Genomic DNA, 24852 nt, shown 5'->3' on the forward strand with positions numbered 1-24852 from the left:
TGCCTTTCGGTTCGGACGCCCCTGCGGACTTGGCGGTTGGTGGGGGCGTCGTTCTGTGTCCGGGCCCGGGTGGGCACCGGGTCGATCAGGCGGCGCTCTGGGCGCGGGCGGCGATGCGCTCGCGGCGACAGGTCTTGCACTCGCGGCGTGCGCGACCCTTCGCGGTCTCCCGGGAGTAGGTGTTCTCCGGCGAGTACGGGTGGTTCTGCGGGCAGTGGGTTTTCGCCGCGTTGTGGTGCGGCATCGTGTGCGGGCTGCGGAGCACGTTGTCCCGCTGCGTCACCGCCTCCAGGTGCGCCGGGTTCACGCACAGCCGGTGTCGGCAGGTCACGCCGCCGGGGCAGGCGGTGTCGGCGTTGTGGCAGCGGTGGTCGATGTTCAGGCCCTCGGGAATCGGGCGGACCATCAGCTCGTAGGCGACGCGGTGGGCGCCGGCGCCGGACTTGCCGAAGACTCCGTAGCCCTCGTCGTTGTGGTGCCCACGCCACGGCCAGCAGGCGTCGATGCCGCCAGTGGTGTCGACCTGGGCGATGAATGCCCGCAGCCGCAGCGGGTGGATGTCGGTCATGCCGCGATCCGCTTGGCGAGCGGGCCATTGAGGGCCGGCTGGGGGAGGAACAGCGAGTCGATCTGGGTGACGTCCTCGGCGGTGAACCGTACGAGCCTGCCGCCGGGTGCCCGAGTGAACGGGATCTCGCGCTGCTTCACGCGGACCTTCACCCAGTCCACCGAGACTCCGTAGCGGGCGGCGAGCTGCGGGATGCTGAGGAATGCCGGCTCGCTCATGCCGCAACCTTCAGCAAGGTTCGGCGTTGGCGGTCACCCGACAACTTCAGCGCGTTGCAGATCTTGGCGTAAACCGGCGGGGACACCCGGCGACGGTCGCCGCGCTCGATCTGGGAGAGGTACTGGCGGGTGATCCCGCAGGTGGAGGCGAGAGAGGTTACCGATTCGCCCCGGAGCTTCCGAAGCTCTCTGATCTTGGGGCCGTCGATTTCGACGCCCGCGTGGGCTGGTCTGTCCATGCGCCAACGTTAGCCATTGTCAGCCAGTGTAAGCAAGGGCCTGCGGCAGGAAGTTGCTGACAATGGCTGAACGGGGGAGTCCTGGCCCTACGGTTAGCTGTATTCAGCCACCGTCCGCTGGCAGAATGCCGAGCATGGATGAGCGCGGAGGGCGAGATTTGCTGGCGAAGAGGGTTCGTGCGCGGCGAGTCGAGCTGAGCCTGAGCGTCCGGGCCGCAGCCGCAGCCGCCGAGATGGACCGCAACACCTGGTCATATCTCGAAGACGGCAGCCGGCGCACCAGCGAGTTCAAGTTCGCTGGCATCGAACGGGCACTGCGGTGGGAGTCAGGCAGCGTGGCCGCAATCCTCGAAGGCCGCGACCCGACCCCAGCTCAACCTGAGAACAACACCGCCGCGCCAGTCGACGAAGAGATCGAGCTGGTCCGCACTGACAAGAAGCTCACGCCGGAGATGCGCGACCGGATCATCGCGCTCATTCTGGAGCGTCGCGAGCGGGACAAGGTCGCCGCGATCGAGGACACCCGGAGGATGATCGACCTGTTCCGCCGGAGCTGACCCCGCGTGTGGATCGAGAAGAACGGCCCGACCTGGCGGATCCGCGACATCGTCGACGGCAGGAAGGTCACGATCGAGGCGGGCTGGCCCAACAAGACGTCAGTCAAGAAGCGGCTGACCACCCTCAAGGCCGACCAGATCCGCGGCGACTTCATCGACCCGCGCGCCGGTAAGCTCACCGTCGCCGAGTGGGTGGAGCGGTGGTGGCCCGGCCACGCGACCGGCCTCAAGCCCACCTCAGTCCAGTCCGAGGGCTCGCGGCTGCGGATGCACATCGTGCCGCTGCTCGGACACCTGACCCTCGACGAGGTCAACAACATCGTCATTCAGGCGTGGGTGACCAAGCTGATGAGCGGCCTGCCGGATCTTGAACGTCCGGGGAAGTGGGCCCGCCGGCCTCTGTCCGCGAAGACCGTCCGGTCGTGCCACGGCCTGCTGCACAGCCTGATGAAGGCGGCCGTTCAGGGCAGGAAGATCCGTACCAATCCGTGCGGGGACACGAAGCTGCCGGAGTTGGTGCCGAAGGAGATGCGGTTCCTGACCGAGACCGAGGCGGGGCGGCTGCACACCGCAGTGCCGGAGCACTGGCGGCCCCTGGTGCTGCTGCTCGTGTCCACGGGGCTGCGGTGGGGCGAGGCCGTGGGGTTGCAGCTGAAGAACCTCGACGTGCTCGGCGGGCGGCTGACCGTTGTCCGGGCGATGCACGAGATGTCGGACGGTTCGCTGATCTTCGGTACGCCGAAGACCGCGCGGGGTCGGCGGACAGTGACGTTCACTCCGAAGGTCGCTGCCGCGCTGACGCCGCTCGTCGTTGACAAGGCCCGCGACGAACTGATCTTCAAGACGACTACCGGGTTGCCGGTGCGTGCGAGGAACTTCCGGCGCGGCTGGTTGAAGTGGGTGGAGGCGGCGGGCCTTGAGGGGTTGCGCATCCACGACCTGAGGCACACGCAGGCGGCGTGGCTGATCTCGAAGAACGTGCCGCTGTCGGCGATCGCTCAGCGTCTCGGCCACAGCTCCATCGCGGTCACGGACGGGATCTACGGACACCTGCTGCCGGAGGTCGACGCAGGGATCCTGAAGGCGGTCACCGAGGCCCTGGAGCACATCGATCCGGAAGCGCTGGCGGCGGAACTGGAGGCTGAGACGGTGGGTGACCTCCTGCCCGAAATGGCCGACGAAGCCGGAGGGGAAATAGGGGAGAGGTAGGGGAATTCAGATGCCCGCCCCTACCCGTTGATACCCGTTGCGACCACTGTTTTAGCAGGTCAGGCAGGGTATCGGACCCCTGACCAGGGCCTCTGGGCGGGTTCAATTCCCATCAGTCACCCAGCTTTTTTACGACTCAGGCCCCCTCCGAAGAGGGGGCCTGAGTCGTTGTAGGGGCGAGCTAGGGGGCGCCTACGCGAAAGCCCCCTCCGAAGAGGGGGCTCTCGACGTTCGGATCAGGCCGTCGGCGTGGGGGACGGGGTGACCGTCCCGCCCGGGGTCGGGGTCGGGGTGGTGGTGGTGTCCGGGTCGGCGGGAGGCTCGTACGGAAGGGCACTGCCCTTGACGTAGTCGTTCCAGCTCATGTTCCAGTCGGTCCAGCCGTTGCCGTTCTGCAGCTTGGTCTCGGTGCCCTTGACCGTGATCGGGTCGCCGACCTGGGTGTTCTTGAAGAGCCACTCGCCGTTGGCCATCGACACGTTCACACAGCCGTGCGAGACGTTCACGCTGCCCTGCTGACCCTCGGACCAGGGTGCCGCGTGGATGAACTCCCCGCCCCAGGTGAGGCGCTGCGCGAAGTCAATCTTGGTGCGGTAGCCGTCCTCCGGGCCCAGCTCCTCGAACGTGTCGAAGACCGTCTTACGCAGCTTCTCGATCACGACCATGGTGCCGCTGGACGACGGGGTGCTCTTCTTGCCCAGACTGACCGGAATGGTCTTGATCACAGCGCCGTTGCGGGTCACCGTCATCCGCTTGGTCTTGTTGTCCACCGTCATGACCGTCGCCGCGCCGATCTTGACGTCCACCGAGAGGTCGGCGCGGCCGTACCAGCCCTCGCCCATCGGCAGGCCACCCGCCCGCACCCGGTAGGAGACCTTGCTGTTGGGCTTCCAGAACTCCTTCGGCCGGTACCGGATCTCGGTGGGGCTGACCCAGTGCCAGATCCCCTCCTGCGCCGGGGTCGAGGTGACAGTCATCCGGCGCTGCACGTCGTCGCGGTAGTCCTCCGGGATGTTCCGGCTGAACTTCACGATCAGCGGCATGCCCACACCGACCACCTGGTTGTCACCGAGGAAGCTGCTCACCCGAATCTGATTGCCGGGCTTTGCCATGGTGCTGAAGGTGCTGGTCGCGGTGGCCGGGAGCCCGTCGTCGCCGGTGGCGGTCACGGTCGCCGTGTAGCTCGTGCCGTACTCAAGCGTGCTGGCCGGCTGCCACGACTTGCCATCCTTGGCGAGGGTGCCCTCGACCGCCTTGCCGGCCGCGTCCTTCAGCTCGACGGCGGTCTCCACGGCGTCCTTCGTGGTGAAGGTGATGCCGGTGGACGCCGGCACGTCCTTGGCGTCGGTCGCCGGCTCGCTGATTGTCGCCGCCGCCTTCGGTGCCGGGGCCTCGCTGCCGCCGTGCCATGAGGACGGCTTGCCGCCGTCGCCGTCGGTGCACGCCGAGGTGAAGGCCAGCGCCACGGCGAGAAGCCCCGCCGCGAGCACGCGGCGCCGCCCACCGGGCCTGATCAGCTGCTCCTGGCTAGCTCGCATGATTCCCTCACAGTCGTGGTCGCTGCCCCATCGTCTCCTACTGACGCGCCAGAGCCGGCCCCGGTTGCCGAGGGTGAACCGAAACACGCCATCAATAGTGCCCGAATGCTGCTACTATCCGGCGTTTCCTGAGCCTGACTCATCTCCGTACCGGGACTGCGGGGGCCGCCGCGCCGTCGTCGCGCGGCGGAGTGCAACGGTACGCCGACCCGGCAACGGCCGGGTCGGCGCAACGAGGTCGACGGCTCAGACCGCCGGGCCGGCTCCACCACTGGGTACCGGCAACGCGCTGCCCTTGACGAACTCCGACCAGCTCAGGCTCCACGCCGTCCAACCGTTACCGGCGTCGATCCTGCGCTCGGTGCCCTTGATCGTGATCGGGTCACCGATCCGGGTCTTCTCGAACAACCACTTGGCGTTCGCCGTCGACACGTTCACACAGCCGTGCGAGACGTTCCGCCGGCCCTGCACGTTCTCCGACCAGGGCGCGGCGTGGATGTACTCGCCACCCCAGGTGAGCCGCTGGGCGAACTGGATGTCGGTCACGTAGCGGTTGGCCGGGTCCGGGTCGTCGCGGGTGTCGAAGACCGTGGCTTCCTTCTTCTCCATCACGACAAGCGTGCCGCTCGACGACGGGGTGCTCTTCTTGCCCAGGCTCACCGGGATGGTGCGCACCGGCGCGCCGTTCTCGTACACCGTCATCTTCTTGTTGGCGTTGTCGACCTTCATCTCCAACGACCGGCCGATCTTGGCGGTGGCCTTGCGGTCGAGGTCGCCGTACTTGCCGTTGCTCAGCGGCATTCCCGCCAGCGCGATCCGCACGGTGAGGGTCGTGCCCGGCTTCCAGTACTCCGGCGCCCGGTAGTAGGCCTGGGTGCCGTTGTCGACCCAGTGCCACGCCCCCGGCTGCGGCGGGTCGGTCCGGACGAACATCCGCTTCTGCACCGCCGCCCGGTCCTTCTTCGGGATGCCCGGGTGGAACTCGGTGACCACCGGCATAGCCACGCCGTAACTCTTGTCGTCGAAGAGGTACAGGCCCGACCCGATTGTCGACTTCGGCTTGGCCATCGTGGTGAAGGTGCTGGTGCCCTGGCTGCTCGTGCCGTCCGACGCGCTCGCCGTCAACGTGGCCGTGTAACGGGTGCCCCACTTGAGCGGAGCCGACGGCACCCAGGACGAGCCGTCGGTACGCAGCTTGCCCTCGACCGAACCGCCACCGTCAGCCGTCAGGGTGACCGCGGACACCTTTGCGCCGCCCGGGAGCTTCGCGCTGATCTCCGTGCTCACCGGCCTGCTCTTCGTGCCGTCGGCCGGGCTCAGCGCGAGCGAGGGCCCGCTCGGTGAGCTAGACGCCGACGGCGTTGCCGAGTCAGGGGCGGCGCTGGCGTCTGACGACGCCCCGCCAACGAATTCTGGCTTCTTCTCATCGCTGCCGCACCCGGTCAGCGCCAGCGACGCCAGCAGAGTCAGAGCGCCCACCACCGCCCCGGCTCGCGTGAACCGTGCCATGCCCACCTCTGTTCTCGCGTACCTGGCGGACATCGTGCCGCATCCCTGCGGCAACCCACGCCCCGATCTTGCGCGCGGTGGTCGGTTTGGGGCTTTTTGCCGGCAAAGCTCGACCGAAGGGGGGACCTGGGGAACCGAATTGGAGCCGGCGTTGGAGGGGTGCTAATGTTCTCTCCGTTGCCGAACGAGCGCCGCTAGCTCAACTGGCAGAGCAGCGGACTCTTAATCCGCGGGTTCGGGGTTCGAGTCCCTGGCGGCGCACCAGCAATAAAGGCCCCGACTTGGTGGTAACACCAAGTCGGGGCCTTTCTCATTCACTGTCGCTTGCTGGGTGCTTGGAATCGTTGAACCGGGCTGGCGTCGGTGGACGGGATGTCGCACCGGCGGAGCGGACTGGCTCGAATCGAGGCGCGAGGCGGCGTGCCCATCCCACTCCCGCGCAGGTTGGAGAGGCATGCGCACGACCACCGTGGGCGACGTGACGCTCCTCCTGCCCGACCTCGACCCGGAAGACCTCGAACAGGTCACCGACCTGCCCGACGACGACCTTCACGACGGCCTTGTGGAGGACGTCTCTTGGCGAGGTCGACAGTTCGGCGAACTGAGCATCCGAGGCTGCCGTATCACCGGAGCGGATCTCGGGGAGATCACCTGGGAGGGCGGTGTCCTCTACGGTTGCGAGATCGTCCGGACCGACCTTTCCGGGGCGGCCCTCACTGGCGTCAACGTTGAGCGGTGCTCGGTCACCGGCTCCCGCTTCACCGGAACCCGGCTCGTCGATGTTCGCCTGAAGGACGTCTTGTTCGACAACTGCCGGTTCGACTACGCCGCCCTGAGCCGGGTCAGCGCCGCCGGCTCGGTGGCCTTCACCGACTGCACCCTCGTCCACGGCACCTGGTCGTACTGCCGGCTCTCCGGCGTCGCATTGCGGTCGTGCGACCTCGGCGATCTAGAACTGGACTCCTGCCGTTTCGACGGCGCCGATCTGCGGGGCAGCCGACTGCACGCCTTCACGGCACCACTGGACAACCTGCAGGGCGTCGCTCTCACCGAGGACCAGCTTCCCGAGCTGACCCGGATAGCCGTCCTCGCCCTTAGCATCGACGTCCGCGCGGATGTGGCGCGCGGCCACGATCGCTGATGTCGCTACCTCGACTGCAGCTGGCTGCGCTTGCCATTCCTGACCTCACCGACCCGCACATACCACCGTCAAGGCCGGCGATCCGCAGGCCGACTCGTCGTTACCTTCAGGAGCATCCCGCACGGTAGCGCCAGCGACCGCCTTGCCTCCTTCGTTTTGCTTCTGAACGACGTGCTCTCGGTGCAGTTGGGGGCAGAGGTTTGCGCCGTCGAGAACCAAAAGGCAGGAAAGCCTGGCCAGGCCACGGCGTCTCATGAGCAACGCTCAACGCTGTCGGTAACCAGACTGAAGTCTCCACTTAGGTATTCGTGGCCGTCTGGATGGCTGATCTGCCGACCTGAGTTGTCGATGTCCGGTCGTGGGCCACGACGCTACTTTCGTCGGGCCGTGGTGATACCTGGGGGAACAATGGGATACCGCTTTAACGCGCCACCGAACTGGCCAGCGCCGCCTGCTGGGTGGGTGCCGCCCGCCGGCTGGACACCAGATCCCGCCTGGGGCCCTCCCCCGCCGGGATGGCAGCTGTGGACTCCGGACTCGCCGGCTCCGGCCCCTGCGGCCCCGGCGGTGCCCGCGGCGCAGGCTGCTGGTGCTCCCGCAGCCGTCTCGCAGCAGCGCAACTTGAGTCCAGAGATTCCACTGTTCGGTGCCCGGGGCAAGGCGCGTGAACTGGCTGTGGAGAATGCGCAGCTCCGCAGCGAGCTGGATCAGGTTCGCGTAGAGCTGACGGGTCTGCGGGCAGAGATGTCGCGGCTCGGCGTGCTGTCCGCGATTGAGCTTGAGCAGCACCGGGTTCGACTCAGTCGTGAGATCGCCGACCTGACAACGAAGGGCGAAGCCCAGAAGGCCGAACTCGATCGACGCCTCCGCGGACTCCGGCAGCAGATCGTGGTCACTGAGGAGACCGCTCTACTGCAGGAAGCGGGTATCTATAAATACCGGCATCCGCTGTCGGACGCGGTCGCCTATCAGAGTCAACTAAGCCGCCTTCAAGAACAGATTAAGGCTATGACTAGGAAGGATGGGGGAGCGGTCGAGGCTGCCACCGGATGGACGGTCAACGGCTCGGCTGCCGAGGGACGCGCGATGATCCGCGACTTCTCCAAACTCATGCTTCGGGCGTACAACGCCGAGGCGGACAACCTGGTACGGGGGTTGAAGCCGTACAAGCTCGGCTCGGCCGTCGACCGGCTGGGAAAGGTGGCGGCGACCATCGCCAAGCTCGGCAAGACGATGGACATTCGGATCGCTGAGGGGTACCACCGGCTGCGGGTCAAGGAGTTGGAACTCACCGCCGACTACCAGGAGAAATTGGCCGAGGAGAAAGAGCGGGAACGGGAGGAGAAGGCCCGGCTGCGCGAAGAACGACGTGCCCAGCAGGAGATCGAGCGCGAACGAGCCCGGCTCGACAAGGAACGCCAGCACTACGCCAACGCCATGGCAGCATTGCAGGCCAAAGGTGATGCCGACGGTGCCGCCCAGATGCAGGACCGATTGACCCAGATCGACAGCGCGATCCAGGACGTCGACCGCCGAGCCGCCAACGTCCGGGCAGGCTACGTGTACGTGATCTCCAACCTCGGTGCGTTCGGCGAGAAGATGGTCAAGGTCGGTATGACCCGTCGCCTGGACCCGTTCGACCGGGTACGCGAACTAAGTGACGCCTCGGTGCCCTTCAACTTCGATGTCCACGCTCTGTTCTTCTCCGAAGATGCTGTCGGCATCGAGGCGCAGATGCACGCACGGCTGACTAACCGGCGTGTCAACTTGGTCAATCACCGTCGAGAGTTCTTCTATGCCACGCCGGAGGAGGCCAAGGAACACCTTCTGGCGTTGACCGGCAGCCTGCTGCAGTACGAGGAGGTCCCGGAGGCCCTGGAGTACCGGCAGAGCCTCACTCAGGCGCAGGAGCAACCGGTCGCGGCTACATGACATGCCGAGGTCTGGATGGCTGGTGAGCCAGCCACTCTTGTCAGCTCAGCGAGGTGGATGCGTACGGCATCCGTGAAGGCGGGATTCAGCGGCGTGAGCGACAAGATGCCGATGGCGGTTGGTGGCGGTCGCTCGTTGGGTGCTTGGGAGCCGTTGGACCGGGCCGGCATCTCGTCCCGGAAATGGATAGGGGCACGTCGTGCGTGAGATCGGGCGCAGGTCGGTGCGGGCCATCCTTCTTGATGAAGAAGACCGCCTGATGCTGATCAAGCGGATCAAGCCCGGCCAGGCACCGTACTGGACGACGCCGGGGGGTAGCGTGGAGTCGACGGACGTCTCCCTGGAGGCCGCACTCCGCCGCGAGTTGTACGAGGAGCTTGGGGCGGAGGCGGAGCGGTTCGCCCGGGTCTTCTGGTTCTCTGCTCGTGGCAGACGCGGGAAAGCGATCGCCGATGAGCGGCGACGGAGTATCTGCTGCTCAGGCGGACCTGGAACTGCCCTCGGAGCATGTGCCGCTGCGTCCGCTCTGGCTTTGCCGGGCCTGCGGGCAGCCCTGGCCCTGTGGACGGGCCAAGCTCGCCCTGCTGGCCGTCCACGGGGGCAGCCGGCTCAACCTGCTGCTCTACCTGTCCGGCTGCCTGATCGAGGCCATCGACGACCTGCACCGACTCAACCCGAGCACCGCCGGCGACGTCAGGAACATGTTTGACCGCTTTCTCGGCTGGCCGGCGCGGCACCGGAGCGGATCACCTGGGAGGGCGGCATCCCCTCGGCTGCGAGATCGTCCGGACGGACCTGTCCGGAGCGGCCCTCACCGGCGTCAGCATCGGCCAGCCCTGTGCAGCAAGGCACCATTTCCGCGTCACTCTCGCCAAGCAGTAGCGTTTCGTGGACGAAAGAAACGAAGGGAGTTACGATGCTTTCGAAGAGGAGGGGCCATGACTGCAGCTGCTCTCAAGGAAGAGACCTACCTGCCAGAAGCTGATGGGCAGGTCGCCCAGGTCCACGACTTTATGCAAGCGCATGAGACGGCGGGCCGAGGGCCGGTGGAGCCACGGTACTTCCTGGCTGGAGCTACCCCCGGCGACCGTGTCGAGCTTCCAGCCGAGATCTACGGCGTGCTTCGCCAGGTAGTTGAGGCGCTTCAGCAGGGGTTCGCAGTGACGGTGGCTCCGCGGACGCTGAAGCTGACGACCCAGCAAGCCGCCGACCTGCTTGGAGTCAGTCGGCCAACAGTCGTCAAGTTGCTCGACGAGGGCAAGATCCCGTTTGAGCGACTGGGAACTCACCGCCGAGTCCTTCTGCCCGACCTGCTCGCGTATAGGGCGCAGCGCAGGGCAGAGCAGTATGCGGCGCTTGAGGCAACGTCTATGGACATTGATGACGAAGAAGACCTCGATGCGGTAACGCGGCGGCTGCGCGAGGCGCGTAGTGCGGTCGCGCGACGCCGTAGGGGCCTGACAGAATAGACGGGTGTTCACAGCGCTTCTCGACACCTGTGTTCTCTGGCCCGATTTGCAGCGCGACTTCCTGTTGTCCCTTGCGATCGAGGGTATGTATCGGCCCGTGTGGAGTTCGGTCGTGCTCGAAGAGTTGGAGTACGAGCAGAGAACGAAGTTGATCGAGCGGGGCGACGAGCCGGACGAGGCCACTAAGCGGGCGCGGCACCTCATCGAGCAGGTGCGGCAGCATTTCGACGATGCGGAAGTCAGTGGGTGGGAGGGCCTGGAAGGCACGTACGGCCTTCCCGATCCCGACGATGAACATCTGGTCGCCGCTGCGGTTGTAGCCAATGCCGGCGCCATCATCACGCTCAACGTGCGGGACCTCCCTCCGGACAAGTTGCCTCACGGATTGCAAGTGCTCTCGCCCACGGAGTTTGCGGCCAACACCGTTTCCCTTGATCCGGTGCGGGCTTGCATTGCCGTGGCCGCCATAGCCAAGCGCTCGGGCAGGATGGGTCGTATCCAGACCGAAGAGGACATCCTGGAAATCCTCAACCGTCGCTACGGGATGACGTCTGCGGTGGGGATGATGCGTCAGGCGGTGGCTGAAACCTTGCATCTGCGGCCTCCGCAGCCTCGCGTCAGCGAGTCGGAACCGCAGAGCAACGTCCAAGGATTGCCTACGGAGTGACGAGGCTGTTCCGCATCAGGCACGCGCGATCGCCGGCGCGGTGACCGCGCGGCAGTTTCAGATCTAGCGGGCGGTCTTGTCACCAATGGGTCGTGGGTGTCTGAAGGCGCTCAGCAGGGCGGTGACCAATGCCGTCAGCAGCAGGACCCGCACCACGTTGAACAGCACCGTGTCGCCGGTGGAGTGGGGCGGGAAGATGTCGTTGGCGAGCCAGCCGACGCCCAACCCCAGCCCCAGGCAGGCGTGCATCGTGGCCCGTAGACGCGGGAGGGGCTGCGGGCGGCCGAAGATCCGGGGCACCCTCGTCCCGCCGCGGCTCTTGCTGAGCAGCACAGCGGCCAGAGCCAGGTTGCCGGCGGCGGCGATGACCGCCAAGGCGAAGTCCACGGATCCCATGGCACCGAACGCTATCGCGTACACGCTCGTCGCTCGTCAGTGATCAGGGGCGATACATTCCCCGGGTATGACCCTCGCCGCGATTCGAGAAGACGTCGCCGTCATCGACGCCCTTCTACGGGACATCGCTGACCGTCCGGTGGACCTGGCGGATCCGGACTGGCAGGCGAAGCTGTCGGCCACTCCACCGCCTGCGGAGGAAGCCGGAGTAGCCGTCGAGGCAGCAGCGACCCTGACCGCTCTGCTGGACATCTACGAATCCGGCGACGAGGGGACCAGAGGCGAGGTCCGCCGGATCTTCCGCGCACATCGCGCCTTCAGTTGGGGCGTCGGTCTCACCGGCGAATGGCCGTCCGCCGCCGCCGAGTTTCGCCGACGACTGGTGCACATCTCCGCCCGCGACCAGCCTCAGGACGCCCGCGACGAACTCATCGAGATCTGGGAGCTGTGCGCTTGGGCGCGCGAGCGGGGGATCGACGTCGAGCCCATCGTCCATGCGGTTGCCGACATCTCGGGTGAGGTCGACCATTTCGGGATGGGCTCCACCCGCCTCCTGATCCTGCGCGGCCTGGAACGCCGCTGAACCTGGAGCGCCGCTGACAGACAGCGTTGCCGGCGCCCCGGAAGGCGCCGGCAACGTGTGCTCAGTTGGCGTGGGTCAGGCGTGTGGTGACGCGCAACCCCAACAGGGTGTCGTTCATCCACGGCACCCGCTCGCGGTGCAGACCGGCGGTCATCTGGTCGGCCCAGACCTCGTACCGCTGCATCAGCGCGTTGGCGCGGGACCGCGCGCTGGTGATCAGACAGTCGCCGAGGGGGTCACCGGGCAGGTTGGACGCGTCGACCGCGGGCTCGCAGGGCACCTTGAGGCTGACCTGGTCGCGCAGCGGTCGGCTGGGGTCGAGCGAGCACGGCTGCGACCCGCAGATTGCGTAGTTCCCGCTGGCCTTGGCATAGGCGTTTCCGATCTTGGTGTCCGTCGGCATGTTCACCGGAATCTGGTACTGCCCGAACAGGTTCGCGGACAGCACGTCGTCCGAGTCGAGGGCGTTGGGCAGACCCAACCGGGTGTACGCCTGGAGCAGCCGCGCCGACGTGTTCACCTTCTTCAGCGCGGTGGGCACCGGACCGCTGACCTGCGTGCTCAGGTCCCGAACCCGGTCGTACATGGACTTCTGCCGGGCTTGGAGGAAACCGCGCAGGGTCGGCGTCAGCGTGGCATCCAGCGCGGTGTTGTTCGTGGCGGTCGCGCCGTTCGCGAAGGCGTACCGGCCGGACGGCCACTTCTGGGTCAGGGCCTGCTCGGGCGTGGTCTGGCTGTTGCAACTGAAGAACTCGCAGTAGACCTGATAGACCTGCTCGTCGGGCCAGGTGTAGTCGGCGGTACGCGAGTTCTGCCAGGCCGCGGACGAGTTCAGCCGGAACCGGCTGTGGATCTGCAACCGCAGCTTGCCGTAGGCGCGGATCACTCCACCGTTGTCGGTTATCCGGGTGGGGACCCAGCTCGGCGTGTAGCAGTAGCCGACCTCGGGCAACTCCCGTACCCCGGCCGGCGGCTCGTCGTGGCGCGGTGTGTACGCGTACTGGAGTGCCCGCACCGTGTTCGACATCAGGTCGTAGCGAACGTTGCTGGGTCGGTCGATATGCCTGCTGCCCTCACACGCGAGCACCGTCGCCTCGTCGGCCTTCGCCGGTGCCGGGGTGAGCGGCTTGTCGGTGTCCCAGAACAGGTCGTAGTCCTTGAGCGTCTTCACCTGTACGCCGTTGGCGTCCGGCTCGTAGCGGACCTGGACCTCGTTGCTCCGGAAGGCCCTCAGCGCTGTCGACAGCTCGTTGGTGGCGGCCACGTACTCGTTGATCAGCCCGGTGATCAGGCCGTTGGCGTTGCCGTTGGCGGGCCGACCGAAGCTGGCCGCGAGGTCGGCGATGCGGGTGCCCTCCGCCTCGATCTGAGCCGCGCGGCCGGCGCTGACCTGGGCGGCGTACGTCGGGTTCTGCAGCATCAACATGGCGTACGCCTGCGCGCCGAGGTTCCACACCGTCGGGTTGCCGACCGGCGTCGCCGGTTCCGCCATCGAAGGGTCACGCCCGTTGGCGACCCGGGCCAGGTAGTTGATCGACCGGGCCTCGCCGAAGCTGTTCAGCACGGTGGTCGGGTCGAGCGCCGGGTTGTCGGCGTCGGTCCTGGGCACCACGAAGGCAGCGCCGCTGGCCAGCTGCGTGGAGGTCAGGTGGAACTCGTTCTCCGGGCCGACGAACTCGTTGTACGTCGGAATCGGTTGACCGAAGTTCTCCAGGTAGCCGATGTACTTGTTGATGTCGGCGCGGGCGTCGTGCAGGGTGGCGTCGCCGATCGCGGCCAGCACGGTGGCGGCGATGTCCTCCAGGCGCAGGCCAAGCTGGGCGACCTGCTGCTGGACGAGGGTGAGCTGCGCGGTGTTGCCGGCGATCGCCGCGTTCAGTTTGTCGAACTGGGCCATCATGTTCGCGTACACCGTGTTGATCTGGGCCTCGACCCGCGCGAAGCTGGCACGCATCTCGTCGCCGAGGGCACGCACCTCGTTGCGTAACGCATTGACCTGGGCAAGGATCTGCGCGTCAAGCGACGGTCCGCTGCTGCCGAAGAGCCCGACGATCGACATCACGGCACCGAAGACGTTGCCGGTCATCGCCAACGTGGCGGTGCTGAAGATCGAGTCGGCGAGGCCGCGGCCGGTGATCGCCGCCGCGTACTTGGAGATCGCGCTGATCGTGGTGAGGACGGCCTCCCCGATCACCTTGGACTTCTTGCCGACGGCGGGGTCGGCGAACCCGATGATTGTGGACACCATGCCCACCCCGGCCTTGACGTCGGAGATCGTCTGCTGCCGAGCCTTGTCCCGGTCCTCCGCAGCCTTCTTGGCCGCCGCGGTGCACGCGGCGCTCGGTGGCCCTTCCGGCGGACACTTGCTGTTGTTCTCGCCGATCTCGAGGCGGATCTCCAAGCTCAGACCGAGTAGCTGCGCGTGCAGGGAGGCCAGCTGCTGCTTGGCCGCCGCGACGTACGCCACCGAGTCGCCCTGTAGCGCCAGGATCGCGTCGAGGTCCACGTGCGCGAACCCCGGGTCCTGCCGGAGCTCGTCGTAGTTACTGGTGATGTCCACCCCGAACGGCGCACCGAGCACGGCGTTCCAGGCGGTGGCGACCGGCGCGCTGGCTGCCGCAGCCTGTCGGACCGCGGACCACGCCGCGGCGAGCGCGTCATCGCGACCGCGCAGCCACTGGGCGGTACGCAGCGCGCCGGAGGCGAGCTCCTCACGGGTGTCCCACGGCTCGAGCGTCTTGCCGATCACGGACCCGACCAGGCCGGTGATCTCCGGCGAGGTTCGGGTGTCGCCCCCGGGGGCGGCGAGCAGGATGTCGACGGACTTGAGCAGCAGATCCTGCTCGGGCACCAGCAGGTCGAACGCGGTCAGCGAGCTGTCGAGCAGCTGTTTGCGCGTGGTGAGCTGGGTCTGTGCCTGTGCGGCCGTGGCGTTCGGGTGCAGCCGGTGCCACTGGGCGAACTCGGCCGACAACACGACGGCCTTGATCCGATCGGCGCCCTCGATGTGGATCTCGGCCACCTGGCCGAAGGCCCGGTCGGTAAGCGCTGCCTGCGGGACGGTGACGGGGACGGGGTCGGCCGACGCGGGTTCGCCGAACAGCACGCTTGCCGCGGTGACTGCGATCATCGCCGCCACCGCAGTCCCGCGCCTCGTGCGCGTGGAACGTTTGATTGTCATGCCGCGAACGTATTGAGCAGCCTGAAAGGGGGCTGAAACCGCGCTGATTCGCGCAGGCCGTCCCATCTCCGCACGCCAGATCGGCTAGGGGTGCCCGCGAGCAGCGGTGCGGCAACGATGCCGCGCTGATGTTCCGGCTGCCCACGCTGGGTCTCGTCAACGCCCTCCGGGACGAAGAGGAGATGCCCGCAGATGAGGCCCACCGTCGCGCGCCGGTCTCCACGCGCCCACCGGCTGCAACCGGGTCTCGTCCTCGGTGAGGATCGCCTGGCGCAGGTCGCGCAGCCGTCGACTGGGCTCCAGGCCGAGCTCCGTGCGCAGCGACGTTCGCAGCCGGTCGAAGGACGCCAGCGCGTCACCGACCCGCCCGCTGCCGTAAAGGGCGACCATGAGGGCCGCCTGGAGGCGGTCCCGGCCGGGGTGGGTCCGGGCCAGGGCGGTGAGTTCCGGTACGGCGCGTGCGTGCCGGCCCAGGCTCAGCTCGGCGTCGAGTCGGTCCTCGATCACCTGGAGCCGCGACTCCTCCAGGCTCATGGCCTCGGGCTCCAGCATGCCGTCGGCGAGACCGGCGATGGCGGGTCCGCGCCACAGGTCCTCGGCCCGCAGGAAGGCCTCGACGGCCTGCGGAGCGTGACCGTCGGCCAGCGCGAGTCGTGCTCGACGGGCCTCCTCGTCGAACCGGTTCCGGTCGAGGGCACCGGGATCCACGGTCAGCCGGTAGCCGCCCGGCCGGCGGATCAGCGAGTTTTCGGCAAGCCCGCCGGCGATGAGTTGTCGACGCAGCGCGGCGGCGCAGTTGCGGATCTGGCTCGGCGCGGTCGCTGGTGGCCGCAGCGGCCAGAGACAGTCGACGAGTTTGTCCGCCGTGACCACCCGGCCCGCCCGCAACAGCAGCACGGCCAGGATCCGCTGCTGCCGGCGCCCGCCGAGCGGCAGCGGCGTTCCCTCGACTGTCACTTCCAGCGGGCCGAGGATCCGGAACTCCATGCGATGACCTCCATGCCGACCGTACCTGTGTACGGCCTGGTCATCAGCGTGCCCAGCGCGGGTTGGCGTTTCCTTGGCAGCGCCGGGCGGGCAGGCAACCAACCAACGAGGTGTCCCCGACAGCACGGGGCTGATCACCCACCAGGAGGCACGGTGAGAATCACCAGACGGGCCCGGAAGAACCTGGCCCTCGCGGCGGTCGCGGGAGCGGCGGCGTCGCTGCTGGTCGCGTCCCCGGCGTTGGCCACCAGCGACTACTGCTCGGTGAGCGGGCTGTCGACCGGCTGCAAGACGTACTACATCCCGTCCAACTACATCAGTCACTTCATTGACTACCGGGTCTGCGGTGGCACGATCGGCGCGAGCTTCCGCATCCGTGACTACCAGAACCAGGTGATCGTGAAGAGCGGGAACATCGGTCCGGCGAACTGCACCTCAGGCCGGGTACCCGGCCTGTACTCCAGTTACCGACTGGAACTTCACGCGACGGCCCTAGGCTCCGACGGCTCGATCGACAACGAGTAGCACCCGCCCTCGGTCCGGAGGGGTCGCTGTTCGCGGCCTCTCCGGACCGAGCGTGCGTGGTGCCCCAGAGCGAGGCACCACACCCCCCGAGTGGCGTCAGGCTCAGAGGTCAGCCCACGCGGTGCAGGTCCAGCCACCACCGTTGAGCGAGTAGCAGGCGTGATGCTGGTCCAGGTTGCTGGAGCTGGCGGGGTAGCCGTCCACCGTGGCGGTGTCGTAGTAGTCCGGGCGGTCCCAGAGCATGCTCCTGGACCGGGAATCGATGATCATCCAGCCGTACGAAGTCCAGACCTGCCGCTCCACCTTGAAATTTACGGTGCTGCCGGCACCCCAGATTCGATCGGCGATGGTGAACCGCGCGTAGTAGGTGCAGGACGAGGTCCGCCGCACCTGGAGGCTGAACGGGGCGGGCCACAACGCCGCCGCGGTACCTGACGAACACGAGCCTGACGCCTGTGCCGGCGCCGCCGGAAGCCCGGTGAACAGTGACGCGCCGACGAGCGCGGCGACGGCCGCGCGCTTCAAACTGCTGGTGCCCAATCGCATCTCGCTGGTCCTCTCTTGCCTGCTTGGCTGACGTGTCAATGCTCGGCGTGCCGGACATCGCCGCCGCATCGCGCGTTCATCGCCGGAGGCGGCGTAAACGGCACGGATCCCGCCCCCGCGAACGGGGGCGGGATCCGTGGGGCTGCCGGTGTTACCAGGTGTAGCCGATCGGCAGAAGACGGTTGGAGAGCGCCCGCCCGTACGCGGCGAAGCCGGCGACGTTGGGGTGCCCGGAGTGGGGGCTGTTCTTCGACGTGGGAGGCTCGCCGTCCTCGTCGTCCTCGCCCTGCTGGGTGTAGTACTCGCCGGGCACCCACAGCGAGTTGAAGTAGCCCTCGCTCAGCAGCGGCCCGCCGAGTTCGTGGTCGGCGTAGTCCCCCCGTACGTCCACGTAGTTGGTCTTCACCGCCAGGTCGAATGTCGAGCCGATGGTGATGACCAGTTTGCCGGCCATCTCGTTGAGGAAGGCGACCTCGTCCGCGCTGAACCCGATGCCCCCGATCTCCGGCAGCGGCCGGTACGCGGGCACCTGGTACTGACTGCCGCTGGTGAAGACCTGCGGGTAGCCGGCGAGCATGATCATGGCGTTGGGCGCCTTCGAGCGGATCTCGCGGATCACCCGCTCGGTGTCCACCTTCACCGACCCGTTGATCCGGTCGGTGATCATGTCCCGAAGCGGCCTGGGATCGCCCTGCCGCACGAACCCGGGCGAGGCGCAGTTGAGGGCCGTCGCGCAGGCGATCAACGCGTCGGTCCACTTCAGGTCGTTGCCGCCGATGGTCAGCACGACAAGTGTGGTGTTCTCGTCGAGCCAACCCTGGTCGAGCTGGGTCAGCTCGCCGAACTGCCCCCGGATCGTTGCACCGGACGCCGGTGGTGACGCGCTTCCGTTCTGACTGAGCATCAGGTTGGCGGTCACCGCGCCGCTGCACGCGGCGAAGTGGAAGTCCAGGTTCGGATCGTTGCCGTCGCTGAGTTCGCCGATGCTCCGGTTGTTGGGCGTACCCGGGATCCTGATCTGCCGGGACCATGCCTTGCTGCTGCGGTGACAGGCGTTGCGCAGGGCGGAGTCGTTGCCGTACTGGTCGCTGACCCGGCTGTAGTAACCCGCGCCCTCACCGGAGCTGAACGAGTCACCCAGGCCCACGACGAAGTGGCTCGGCTTGGCGCTGAGCGGCTGTACGGCGATGGCGTCGAACGCCACGTCGGAGCTGTAGTTGCCGTCCCGGGTGATGTTGGTCAGCTCCACCTTCGGCGTGCCGGAGCCCCGGAAGTCGAACACGCCGAGGGGAACCCAGGTGTTCGCCTCCAGTCGGGTGGGCAGGACCCGGTGTTTGGTCGCGATGCCCGGTGCGGTGATCGCGTAATCGGCCTGCCGGGTCCACGCGGCGGCATCCGGTATGTGGACGAACACCCGGGTCCACGCGCCGGTCGGGTTGATGGTCCAGGTGCCGGTGACCTTCAGCGGGTCGTTCGTCACACCGTCGCCGGGGTCGTTGCGCTGCATGGTGTGGGCGAACCAGACATGCCCGCCGAACCCGTGCGAGCTCTGGTGGAAGTCGACCTTCGAGGGGTAGATGGTCGCGCCGTTCGGGCCGCCCATCGCGCCGAAGGTCAGCCCGAACGTGCCACCCTTGGCGTACGTCGGTCGACAGCCCTCCGGCCCGGTGGCCGACAGCACATCGATGTCGTCGATGATCCGGGTGCCGGCCGGCAGCCCGTCGACAGTGCAGGAGCCGTCCCCGTTGCGGGGCGCCGGATAGATGTTGTACGCCGTCGGCTCCGGCGCGGTGGCGAAGTAGCGGAGGTTCTCCTTGCCGCACTTGGCGGCGCAGTCAACCCAGGTCACCGGCCCGTTCCACCAACACTTCAGGTCGTCGCGCTGGCAGGCTCCGGCCTTCGTCGACGGGTACTGCGCCGGCACGTGTGGCGGCATGGACTGGTCGCACTGGTTCACCGCGTACTGGCAGAACGTGTAGAGGCCGTTGTGCCCCGGCTGCGCCTCCAGCTTGCCCCGGTCGTCCGCGGTCACGTACGTCGTTCCCCAGTACTTGTCCTGGTAGTCGTAGCGCCGCAGCGAGGTGTACGCGAAGCCGGTCACCCGCTCCGGGTACGACCAGTGGTTCGGGTGCTTGGCGTTGTCGTAGCCGACCTCGTCGTAGACCGGCGGGTTGCCGTACGGCACGCTGCTCGGCTGGGTGAGGAACATGGCCCGGTCCGCCGGATAGTCGGTGTTGGCGATGTTGTTGGCCCAGCCCACGCCCCAGGGCTGCGAGCCGCTGGGGAAGTAGAAGCCCGTGTTGTACGCCCACAGGGCGAACCACCAGTTCTCGATGTACTGCGGGTCGCCGTTGTTGGCGATCAGCCCGTAGTTGCGGGTGGTGTTCCACTTGGTCTGCAGAATGCGCAGGGAAGCGGCCACGTTGACCGTGTAGTCGAGCGCCACCGCCTTCTGCCGCTCGTACGTCCACTGCAGGCCGTCGATAGTGGTGTTCGTGTCGACCTTGCGCATGCCGGTGGTCACCTGCCCGACGCCGTACCCGCAGTCGGTCTTGTTCCAGTTGATCTGCCGCGCGGTCAGCCGGTCACCGGAGGAGATTCCGTAGAAGCCCATGCTGGTCAGCGGGTTTCCCCCGGACCCGTCGACGATGTGCCAGCTCGCCTGCCACATGTTCGACTCCTGGGCCAGGATTCCGAGCAGCACCTGCGCGGGCACGCTGCCGCCGCCGGCCAGCGGCATCGGCGGGAACATCGTGCCCTGCGGCGTGTACGCGAGCATGCCGTTGTTCTTCCAGTTGGCCGGCCGCTCGAAGGTCAGGGCGCCCTTCACGGCCCGGTCCGCCGCCCACTCGACCTGCTCGGTGGAGGGCTGGTAGACCTGCATGGAGCTGTCGTTGCGCGGAATGGCACAGGACCGGTCCGGGTCGTAGGGCACCCGCGCGGTGTCCACCGGCGGGTCGGCCGCCGTCGAGGTGGCACCTACCGGCGCGTCGATCGCCGCCGCGTCGCCGGGCACCGTCGAGAACCGCAGGGCCTTCGCCGAGCCGGTCAGCCGGGTCGAGATGGTGACCCGCTGCGCGCGGGAGCCGATCGGTGCGTCGCCGGCTCGACCGGCCGCCTCCCGACCGGTCGCGGCGCTGGTGACGACGAGCGCCCCGGTGGTGGACACGTCACTGTCCGGTGGGGCGTCCACCGCCCGCCAACCCGACGGCAGACCGGTACGCGTCTGACTCCCCGCCCGGGTGCCGACGACGTACACCGTGCCGCCGGCACCCGGACGCAACCGTTCGGTGCCGACCTGGGCGGTGCGGACGGTACTGACCCGTCCGCCGACTAAGCGGTTGAGCACGACGTGGTCGCCGCGGCGTACCTGGAAGGCCAGCCCGTTCGCGCCGTCGGCCAACAGCCGGTGCGGCGGTGCCTCGGCGCGGGCCAGTTCGCGTACGTGTCCGCCCCGGTCGAGCCGGACCACGGCCCGGCCCATCGCTCCGGCGAGCCCGTCCCGGTACGGCAGCAGCGACGTCACCTGGCCCGGCGTGCGGACGGCGGAGACGCGCACGCCGCGAACGGTGTCGACGGTGGCCGCCCAGGTCTCGAACGTCCCGTCGCGGCGGGTGTCCCGGCGGGACAACGCGGCCGTCTCGCCAGCACCGCAACCGGGGTTGTGGTAGGCCAGCGACACCCGGTCGGGCAGTTTGTGCACGGCCCCGGACCGGAGGTCCACGACCGCCGCGAACGCGCCACCGGACAGCAGCTCGTCACGGTTGGCGAATTCCCTCGGCGCGTACACGACGAGCGCGCGACGACCAGACCCGGTGACGCAGAACTGGCCGATCCACTGGTCGGTGGGGAACCCGGGTTCGAGGAGCGTGGCGGCGGTACGCCAGCGGTAGCCGTCGGAGGCGTCGGCCACCAGCACGTGCAGACCGGACCCGTCGCTGGAGGTGGTCACGGCCCGGTCGGTGGAGCGGCGCCAGTTTCGGCCGATGTCCCGCGCTGGGTCGGCGAGCCGGTCCGGAGGATCGTCGGCGGTGGCCGGCGGCCGGTTCGGCTCAGCCGGGCGAACCGACGGCGCTCTGGATTCCTGCGGTGCGGCGTGAGCGGCGCCCGGACCGGGCAGCAGTGTTGCCACGACGGCGATCGCGGCCGTCGCGCTGAGGATGCGTCTCATCTGGACCTTCCTGAAGCGGAGACTGTGGGGGCAGCGTCCGCCGGCGGCTCATCGCCGTCGCATCACTCGGGCATCCCGCATCGCCACAGCGCCGCCGCGCGCGAGCTTCGATCCCTTGCGGTACGGCCGGCTACCCGGCCGTGGCACCGACCGCCCGACCATCGTGCCGCTCGAGCAGGGCCCGGACCGCGCTCGCCTCGGCCGAGCCGAGCGCGTGGAGGATGTCGAACGCCTCCTGCCAGGCCCGCGAGCCACCCTCCAGGTGGCCCAGGGTGATCAGTGCGCGGGCGCGTACCAGGGGTGCCCCGATCACTCCTGCCCGGTGTGCCGCCTCCCCGGCGTACCGTGCCGCTTCAGCGTGGTCGCCGCGCCGTCGCGCGATGTCAGCCAGCGCCGCCAGGGCGTCGATCTCGATGACCGTGGCGCCGGCCTGGCGGGCCAGGGTGATCGCCCGCTCCAGGGACGCGCCGGCCAACAGCGGCGTCCGCTCCGCGACGCCTGCGGCGAAACCGACCAGGGCCTCGGCCTCCGTCGCCGGCAGGCGCGCCGACCTGGCCCACTCGGCGGCGCGGGTGTGCGTGGCTGCCGCGCCGGCGGGGTCGCCGGTCAACTGGAGCAGTGCCCCCTCGGCGATGTCGATCGACGCCTTGCAGAGATGGTCGTCGGCCCGGTCGGCGAGGCTTCGGGCGGCGGTGAGCGCGGTATTCGCCTCTGCCACCTCGCCGCGCAGCGTGTGGATCTGGCCGATACCGGCGAGCGCGTTCGCTTCGATCGACGCCATGTCGACCTCGCGGGCCGTCAGTACCGCCGCCCGGAGCTCGGCCAGGGCAGCCGGGTAGTCGCCACGATTGATGTGCAGGAGGCCGAGATTGTTGAGGATGACCGCCTCGTTTGGCCGTGCGCCGTCCTCTCGGTGAATGGCGATGGCCGCAGTGAGCCGGTCGACCGCCAACCGCAGTCGACCCGACATCGCGTAGATCGTGCCGAGGTTGCTCGACATCACCGCGATGCCATAGCGGTGCTGGATTCGTTCGTTCGACCGCAGCGCGTGCTCGAAGCAGGCCGCCGCTGTCGCCAGTTGCCCGAGGTCGCCGAAGACCGCCCCGAGCGAGCCGGCCGCCGCGGCCTGCCCCTGCACGTGTCCGGCCTTGCGGAACAGGTGACCCGCCCGCCGCTGGTGGGCGATGGCGACCAGGTGGTTGCCGGTCAGGTGGTAGACGTTGCCCAGACTCAGGTGCGCGGACGCCCGCAGCGCGAGGTGTGTTCTGTCGCCCGAGGCGTGCAGCGCCGCCTGGGCCACCAGCAGCCAGTTCAGGGAATTGCGGGTGACCCAGAAGTACGTGCGGAGCTGGTCGGCGAGCAGCGCGGCAGCGGCCCTCGACGGGCCGTCGGCGCTTGCCCTGATCAGCGCCACCATGTTCGACTCCTCGGCCTCCAGCCAGGCCAGCGCCGCGGCGCGGTCGGGGAAGCCGGCGGCCTGGGCCGCCAAACCGGCCGGAAGCTCAAGACGGATCCGCCCTGGCGCCAGCAGATCACCGGCTGCTTGCGCGCGGACGAGATACCACGCGAACAGGCGGGAGAGTACGCCGTGCGCCTCCGGCCGGCCGGGTTGCCGCGCACTGTGCTGGCCGGCGTAGAGCCGCAGCAGATCATGCAGGACGACGCGGTCGCCGTCGCGCTCCAGCAGGTGCGCCGAGGCGAGTCGCGTCAGCGTGCGATGGGCCGCGTCGGTCGTCGTCTGTGCGAGGTGGGCGACCGCGTCGACCGGCAACGCGAGGCCGGGCACGGTGCCGAGGAGGCGGAACATGCGCTGGGCGTCGCCCGAGAGTCGGGTGTAGGAGAGGTCGAACGCCGTCTGCACGGCGAAGCTGGGATCGTCGTCGATCGCCAGGGCGGCGATGGTGCGCTGTCTGAGCTGCCGCACGTACGCCGACACAGCGAGCCCCGGTTCGTCGCGCAACAGCGCGGCCGCGATGCGGATGGCGAGGGGGAGACGGCCACAGACGTGGGCGAGCTCCCGGATCGCGTCGCGTTCGGCGGCTCGCGGGTCGTCGCCGAGCAGGACGGTGAGCAGCTCGATCGCGTCGGACTCCGGTAGCAGCCCGATGGTCAGGCGGTGCGCGTCCTCCTGTGCCACGAGCCCGGTCAGGCGGTCGCGGCTGGTGACCAGCACCAGGCTGTGCGCCGAGCCGGGCAGCAACGGCCGAACCTGCTCGGCGTCGAGGGCATTGTCCAGCACGATCAGCAGGCGGCGGTCGGCGACGACTGTGCGGTACAGCGCTGCGGCCTCCTCCGGCTCGACCGGAATGCGGGCCGCTGAGACGCCCAGACCGCGCAGCAGAGCACCGAGCGCCTCTGCCGAGCGCAAGGGGCGGCCGGCGGAGTAGCCCCGCAGGTTGAGGAAGAGCTGCCCGTCCGGGAAGCGCCCCCGCACGCTGTGTGCCCATCGGATGGCGGTTGCCGTCTTACCGACGCCCGCCGTGCCGACGACCGCCGACAGCACCAGGACCTGCGGCCCCGCCGCATTGGCGAACAGCTCGTCGAGCTGACGCGACTCGGCGCCACGGCCGACGAAGTGCCCCGGTGGCAGTGGTAGCTGTGCCGGGCCGCTGGTCGAGGTCGTCGGCGCGACGTTCTCGAGTGCCGCCGCGTGGAGCAGGGCCCGATACGTCGCCTGGATCTGCTCGCCGGGAGCGACACCGAGGTCGGCGGCGAGCCGGTCGGCGAGTGCGGCGTACGCCGCGATGGCCTCGTTGCGCCGACCCAATCCGCCCAGGGCCAACATCAACAACTCGACCGGGCGCTCTCGGGTGGGATCCTCGCTGATCAGCTCATGGAGCGTGGTCAGCATCTCCCGGTGCTGCCCTGCCGCGAGGCGCGCGTCGAGCAACGCCTCCCGCGCGCTCAGCCGCGCCTCGTCCAGGTCGGGGAAGAGTCGGACGCGCTGGACGTCGTCGAAGACATCGGCCAGGGCGGCACCACGCCACAGGCCGAGTGCGGCAGTGAGCAGTGCGATGCGCTCACCCGGGTCGGTGGCACTTCGGCTCTCGGTGACCAGGGCAAGGAAGCGGTGCACGTCGATGCGGTCGGCCGCGATCTCCAACGCGTAGCTGTTGGGTCGGGCGAGCAGCGCCGGCTCCACTGATCGACTCAGCTCCAGCGTGGACCGCAGGTGCGAGACCATGGCCTGTAGCCCGGCCCGGGCCTGTGCCGGTGGCTGGCTCTCCCAGAGCAGGTCGATGAGTCGCTCAGCGGAGTGAAACTGGCCCGGACGCATCGCGAGGATGGCGAGCAGCCGTCGCTCCTGTCGACGACGGATGGGCACAACGCGCCCGTCGAGGAGAGCCTCGACCGGGCCAAGCAAGCGCACCTCCACGGCCGGAGGCTAACAAGACGCACCGACACGGTGGAGCAGC

Annotated in this window: 19 protein-coding genes, 1 tRNA gene and 2 pseudogenes; 11 read left to right on the top strand and 11 right to left on the bottom strand. The window is 68.4% G+C overall.

Going from position 1 to position 24852, the window contains the following annotated elements; translation table 11 throughout:
* Window positions 1-85: 85 nt before the first annotated feature.
* Genes IF46_RS0106185 through IF46_RS0106195 form a run of 3 tightly spaced genes read right to left on the bottom strand, consistent with a single transcriptional unit; the run spans window position 86 to window position 1025 of the window.
* On the bottom strand, window positions 86-568 hold the full coding sequence (locus IF46_RS0106185; RefSeq protein ID WP_030487307.1) for an HNH endonuclease signature motif containing protein: 483 nt from the start codon (window positions 566-568) through the stop codon (window positions 86-88).
* Window positions 565-786: a helix-turn-helix transcriptional regulator gene (locus tag IF46_RS0106190; RefSeq protein WP_030487308.1), complete on the bottom strand. Its 222-nt coding sequence runs from the start codon at window positions 784-786 to the stop codon at window positions 565-567. Before IF46_RS0106190 ends, IF46_RS0106185 begins: the two co-directional genes overlap by 4 nt.
* Window positions 783-1025: a helix-turn-helix domain-containing protein gene (locus IF46_RS0106195; RefSeq protein ID WP_030487309.1), complete on the bottom strand. Its 243-nt coding sequence runs from the start codon at window positions 1023-1025 to the stop codon at window positions 783-785. The genes IF46_RS0106190 and IF46_RS0106195 overlap by 4 nt, the downstream gene beginning before the upstream one ends.
* 134 nt (window positions 1026-1159) lie before the next feature.
* Between IF46_RS0106195 and IF46_RS0106200 the strand changes: the two genes are divergently transcribed.
* Entirely contained in the window at window positions 1160-1582 is a 423-nt protein-coding gene (locus tag IF46_RS0106200) for a helix-turn-helix domain-containing protein (RefSeq protein WP_198041373.1), read from the top strand.
* Window positions 1583-1588: 6 nt separating this feature from the next.
* Window positions 1589-2791: a tyrosine-type recombinase/integrase gene (locus IF46_RS0106205; RefSeq protein WP_030487311.1), complete on the top strand. Its 1203-nt coding sequence runs from the start codon at window positions 1589-1591 to the stop codon at window positions 2789-2791.
* 236 nt (window positions 2792-3027) lie between these two features.
* Here the strand turns inward: IF46_RS0106205 and IF46_RS0106210 are convergent, their stop codons facing one another.
* Together IF46_RS0106210 and IF46_RS0106215 are read right to left on the bottom strand one after the other, a co-directional pair.
* Window positions 3028-4329: a L,D-transpeptidase gene (locus tag IF46_RS0106210; protein ID WP_030487312.1), complete on the bottom strand. Its 1302-nt coding sequence runs from the start codon at window positions 4327-4329 to the stop codon at window positions 3028-3030.
* A gap of 246 nt (window positions 4330-4575) precedes the next feature.
* Complete coding sequence (locus IF46_RS0106215) at window positions 4576-5838, bottom strand: L,D-transpeptidase (RefSeq protein ID WP_030487313.1); 1263 nt, start codon at window positions 5836-5838, stop codon at window positions 4576-4578.
* Between the two features lie 188 nt (window positions 5839-6026).
* On the opposite strand from IF46_RS0106215, the gene IF46_RS0106220 reads away from it, so the two are divergent.
* From IF46_RS0106220 to IF46_RS0106240, 7 genes and pseudogenes are all read left to right on the top strand, one after another.
* Window positions 6027-6102: transfer RNA gene (locus IF46_RS0106220), tRNA-Lys, on the top strand.
* A 190-nt stretch (window positions 6103-6292) separates the two neighbouring features.
* Window positions 6293-6979 carry a pentapeptide repeat-containing protein gene (locus IF46_RS0106225; RefSeq protein WP_030487314.1) on the top strand — a complete coding sequence of 229 codons (687 nt, stop codon included), beginning with the start codon at window positions 6293-6295 and terminating at the stop codon, window positions 6977-6979.
* A 567-nt stretch (window positions 6980-7546) separates the two neighbouring features.
* The gene (locus tag IF46_RS0106230; protein ID WP_232233953.1) at window positions 7547-8911 is read left to right on the top strand and encodes a DUF4041 domain-containing protein; all 1365 of its coding nucleotides are present in this window, start codon (window positions 7547-7549) and stop codon (window positions 8909-8911) included.
* 199 nt (window positions 8912-9110) lie between these two features.
* Window positions 9111-9335, top strand: a pseudogene (locus IF46_RS33630) (NUDIX hydrolase); the annotation flags it as partial.
* Between the two features lie 28 nt (window positions 9336-9363).
* Window positions 9364-9648 (top strand): annotated as a pseudogene (locus IF46_RS35610) (hypothetical protein); the annotation flags it as partial.
* A gap of 201 nt (window positions 9649-9849) precedes the next feature.
* A complete protein-coding gene (locus tag IF46_RS0106235; RefSeq protein WP_030487316.1) occupies window positions 9850-10380 on the top strand; it encodes a helix-turn-helix domain-containing protein in 531 nt (176 codons plus the stop codon).
* A gap of 4 nt (window positions 10381-10384) precedes the next feature.
* Complete coding sequence (locus tag IF46_RS0106240) at window positions 10385-11047, top strand: PIN domain-containing protein (protein WP_084597788.1); 663 nt, start codon at window positions 10385-10387, stop codon at window positions 11045-11047.
* A 63-nt stretch (window positions 11048-11110) separates the two neighbouring features.
* Here IF46_RS0106240 and IF46_RS0106245 read toward each other — a convergent pair whose 3' ends face one another.
* Window positions 11111-11443 (bottom strand): hypothetical protein, encoded by a 333-nt coding sequence (locus tag IF46_RS0106245; protein WP_157562691.1) that lies wholly within the window; start codon window positions 11441-11443, stop codon window positions 11111-11113.
* A 67-nt stretch (window positions 11444-11510) separates the two neighbouring features.
* Here IF46_RS0106245 and IF46_RS0106250 point away from each other — a divergent pair, with 67 nt between their 5' ends.
* Entirely contained in the window at window positions 11511-12026 is a 516-nt protein-coding gene (locus IF46_RS0106250; protein WP_030487319.1) for a hypothetical protein, read from the top strand.
* Window positions 12027-12087: 61 nt separating this feature from the next.
* Here the strand turns inward: IF46_RS0106250 and IF46_RS0106255 are convergent, their stop codons facing one another.
* Together IF46_RS0106255 and IF46_RS0106260 are read right to left on the bottom strand one after the other, a co-directional pair.
* On the bottom strand, window positions 12088-15156 hold the full coding sequence (locus IF46_RS0106255) for a hypothetical protein (RefSeq protein WP_157562694.1): 3069 nt from the start codon (window positions 15154-15156) through the stop codon (window positions 12088-12090).
* Between the two features lie 207 nt (window positions 15157-15363).
* A complete protein-coding gene (locus IF46_RS0106260; RefSeq protein ID WP_051723720.1) occupies window positions 15364-16194 on the bottom strand; it encodes an AfsR/SARP family transcriptional regulator in 831 nt (276 codons plus the stop codon).
* A 153-nt stretch (window positions 16195-16347) separates the two neighbouring features.
* Between IF46_RS0106260 and IF46_RS0106265 the strand changes: the two genes are divergently transcribed.
* Window positions 16348-16719 carry a hypothetical protein gene (locus tag IF46_RS0106265; RefSeq protein WP_030487322.1) on the top strand — a complete coding sequence of 124 codons (372 nt, stop codon included), beginning with the start codon at window positions 16348-16350 and terminating at the stop codon, window positions 16717-16719.
* Window positions 16720-16821: 102 nt separating this feature from the next.
* Here IF46_RS0106265 and IF46_RS0106270 read toward each other — a convergent pair whose 3' ends face one another.
* The 3 genes from IF46_RS0106270 to IF46_RS32295 form a co-directional block, all read right to left on the bottom strand.
* Entirely contained in the window at window positions 16822-17265 is a 444-nt protein-coding gene (locus tag IF46_RS0106270) for a hypothetical protein (protein WP_030487323.1), read from the bottom strand.
* Window positions 17266-17416: 151 nt separating this feature from the next.
* Complete coding sequence (locus IF46_RS0106275) at window positions 17417-21436, bottom strand: SGNH/GDSL hydrolase family protein (protein WP_084597789.1); 4020 nt, start codon at window positions 21434-21436, stop codon at window positions 17417-17419.
* 130 nt (window positions 21437-21566) lie between these two features.
* A complete protein-coding gene (locus IF46_RS32295; protein ID WP_036391242.1) occupies window positions 21567-24812 on the bottom strand; it encodes an AfsR/SARP family transcriptional regulator in 3246 nt (1081 codons plus the stop codon).
* Window positions 24813-24852 lie beyond the last annotated feature (40 nt).

Origin of the sequence: Micromonospora chokoriensis (assembly GCF_000718555.1) — a bacterium.
GTDB lineage: Bacteria > Actinomycetota > Actinomycetes > Mycobacteriales > Micromonosporaceae > Micromonospora > Micromonospora chokoriensis_B.

Coding starts and splice junctions, on each gene's coding strand:
- IF46_RS0106185 (WP_030487307.1), bottom strand. CDS start 568: ATGACCGACATCCACCCGCTGCGGCTGCGGGCATTCATCGCCCAGGTC.
- IF46_RS0106190 (WP_030487308.1), bottom strand. CDS start 786: ATGAGCGAGCCGGCATTCCTCAGCATCCCGCAGCTCGCCGCCCGCTAC.
- IF46_RS0106195 (WP_030487309.1), bottom strand. CDS start 1,025: ATGGACAGACCAGCCCACGCGGGCGTCGAAATCGACGGCCCCAAGATC.
- IF46_RS0106200 (WP_198041373.1), top strand. CDS start 1,160: ATGGATGAGCGCGGAGGGCGAGATTTGCTGGCGAAGAGGGTTCGTGCG.
- IF46_RS0106210 (WP_030487312.1), bottom strand. CDS start 4,329: ATGCGAGCTAGCCAGGAGCAGCTGATCAGGCCCGGTGGGCGGCGCCGC.
- IF46_RS0106215 (WP_030487313.1), bottom strand. CDS start 5,838: ATGGCACGGTTCACGCGAGCCGGGGCGGTGGTGGGCGCTCTGACTCTG.
- IF46_RS0106225 (WP_030487314.1), top strand. CDS start 6,293: ATGCGCACGACCACCGTGGGCGACGTGACGCTCCTCCTGCCCGACCTC.
- IF46_RS0106235 (WP_030487316.1), top strand. CDS start 9,850: ATGACTGCAGCTGCTCTCAAGGAAGAGACCTACCTGCCAGAAGCTGAT.
- IF46_RS0106245 (WP_157562691.1), bottom strand. CDS start 11,443: ATGGGATCCGTGGACTTCGCCTTGGCGGTCATCGCCGCCGCCGGCAAC.
- IF46_RS0106250 (WP_030487319.1), top strand. CDS start 11,511: ATGACCCTCGCCGCGATTCGAGAAGACGTCGCCGTCATCGACGCCCTT.
- IF46_RS0106255 (WP_157562694.1), bottom strand. CDS start 15,156: ATGATCGCAGTCACCGCGGCAAGCGTGCTGTTCGGCGAACCCGCGTCG.
- IF46_RS0106260 (WP_051723720.1), bottom strand. CDS start 16,194: ATGGAGTTCCGGATCCTCGGCCCGCTGGAAGTGACAGTCGAGGGAACG.
- IF46_RS0106270 (WP_030487323.1), bottom strand. CDS start 17,265: ATGCGATTGGGCACCAGCAGTTTGAAGCGCGCGGCCGTCGCCGCGCTC.
- IF46_RS0106275 (WP_084597789.1), bottom strand. CDS start 21,436: ATGAGACGCATCCTCAGCGCGACGGCCGCGATCGCCGTCGTGGCAACA.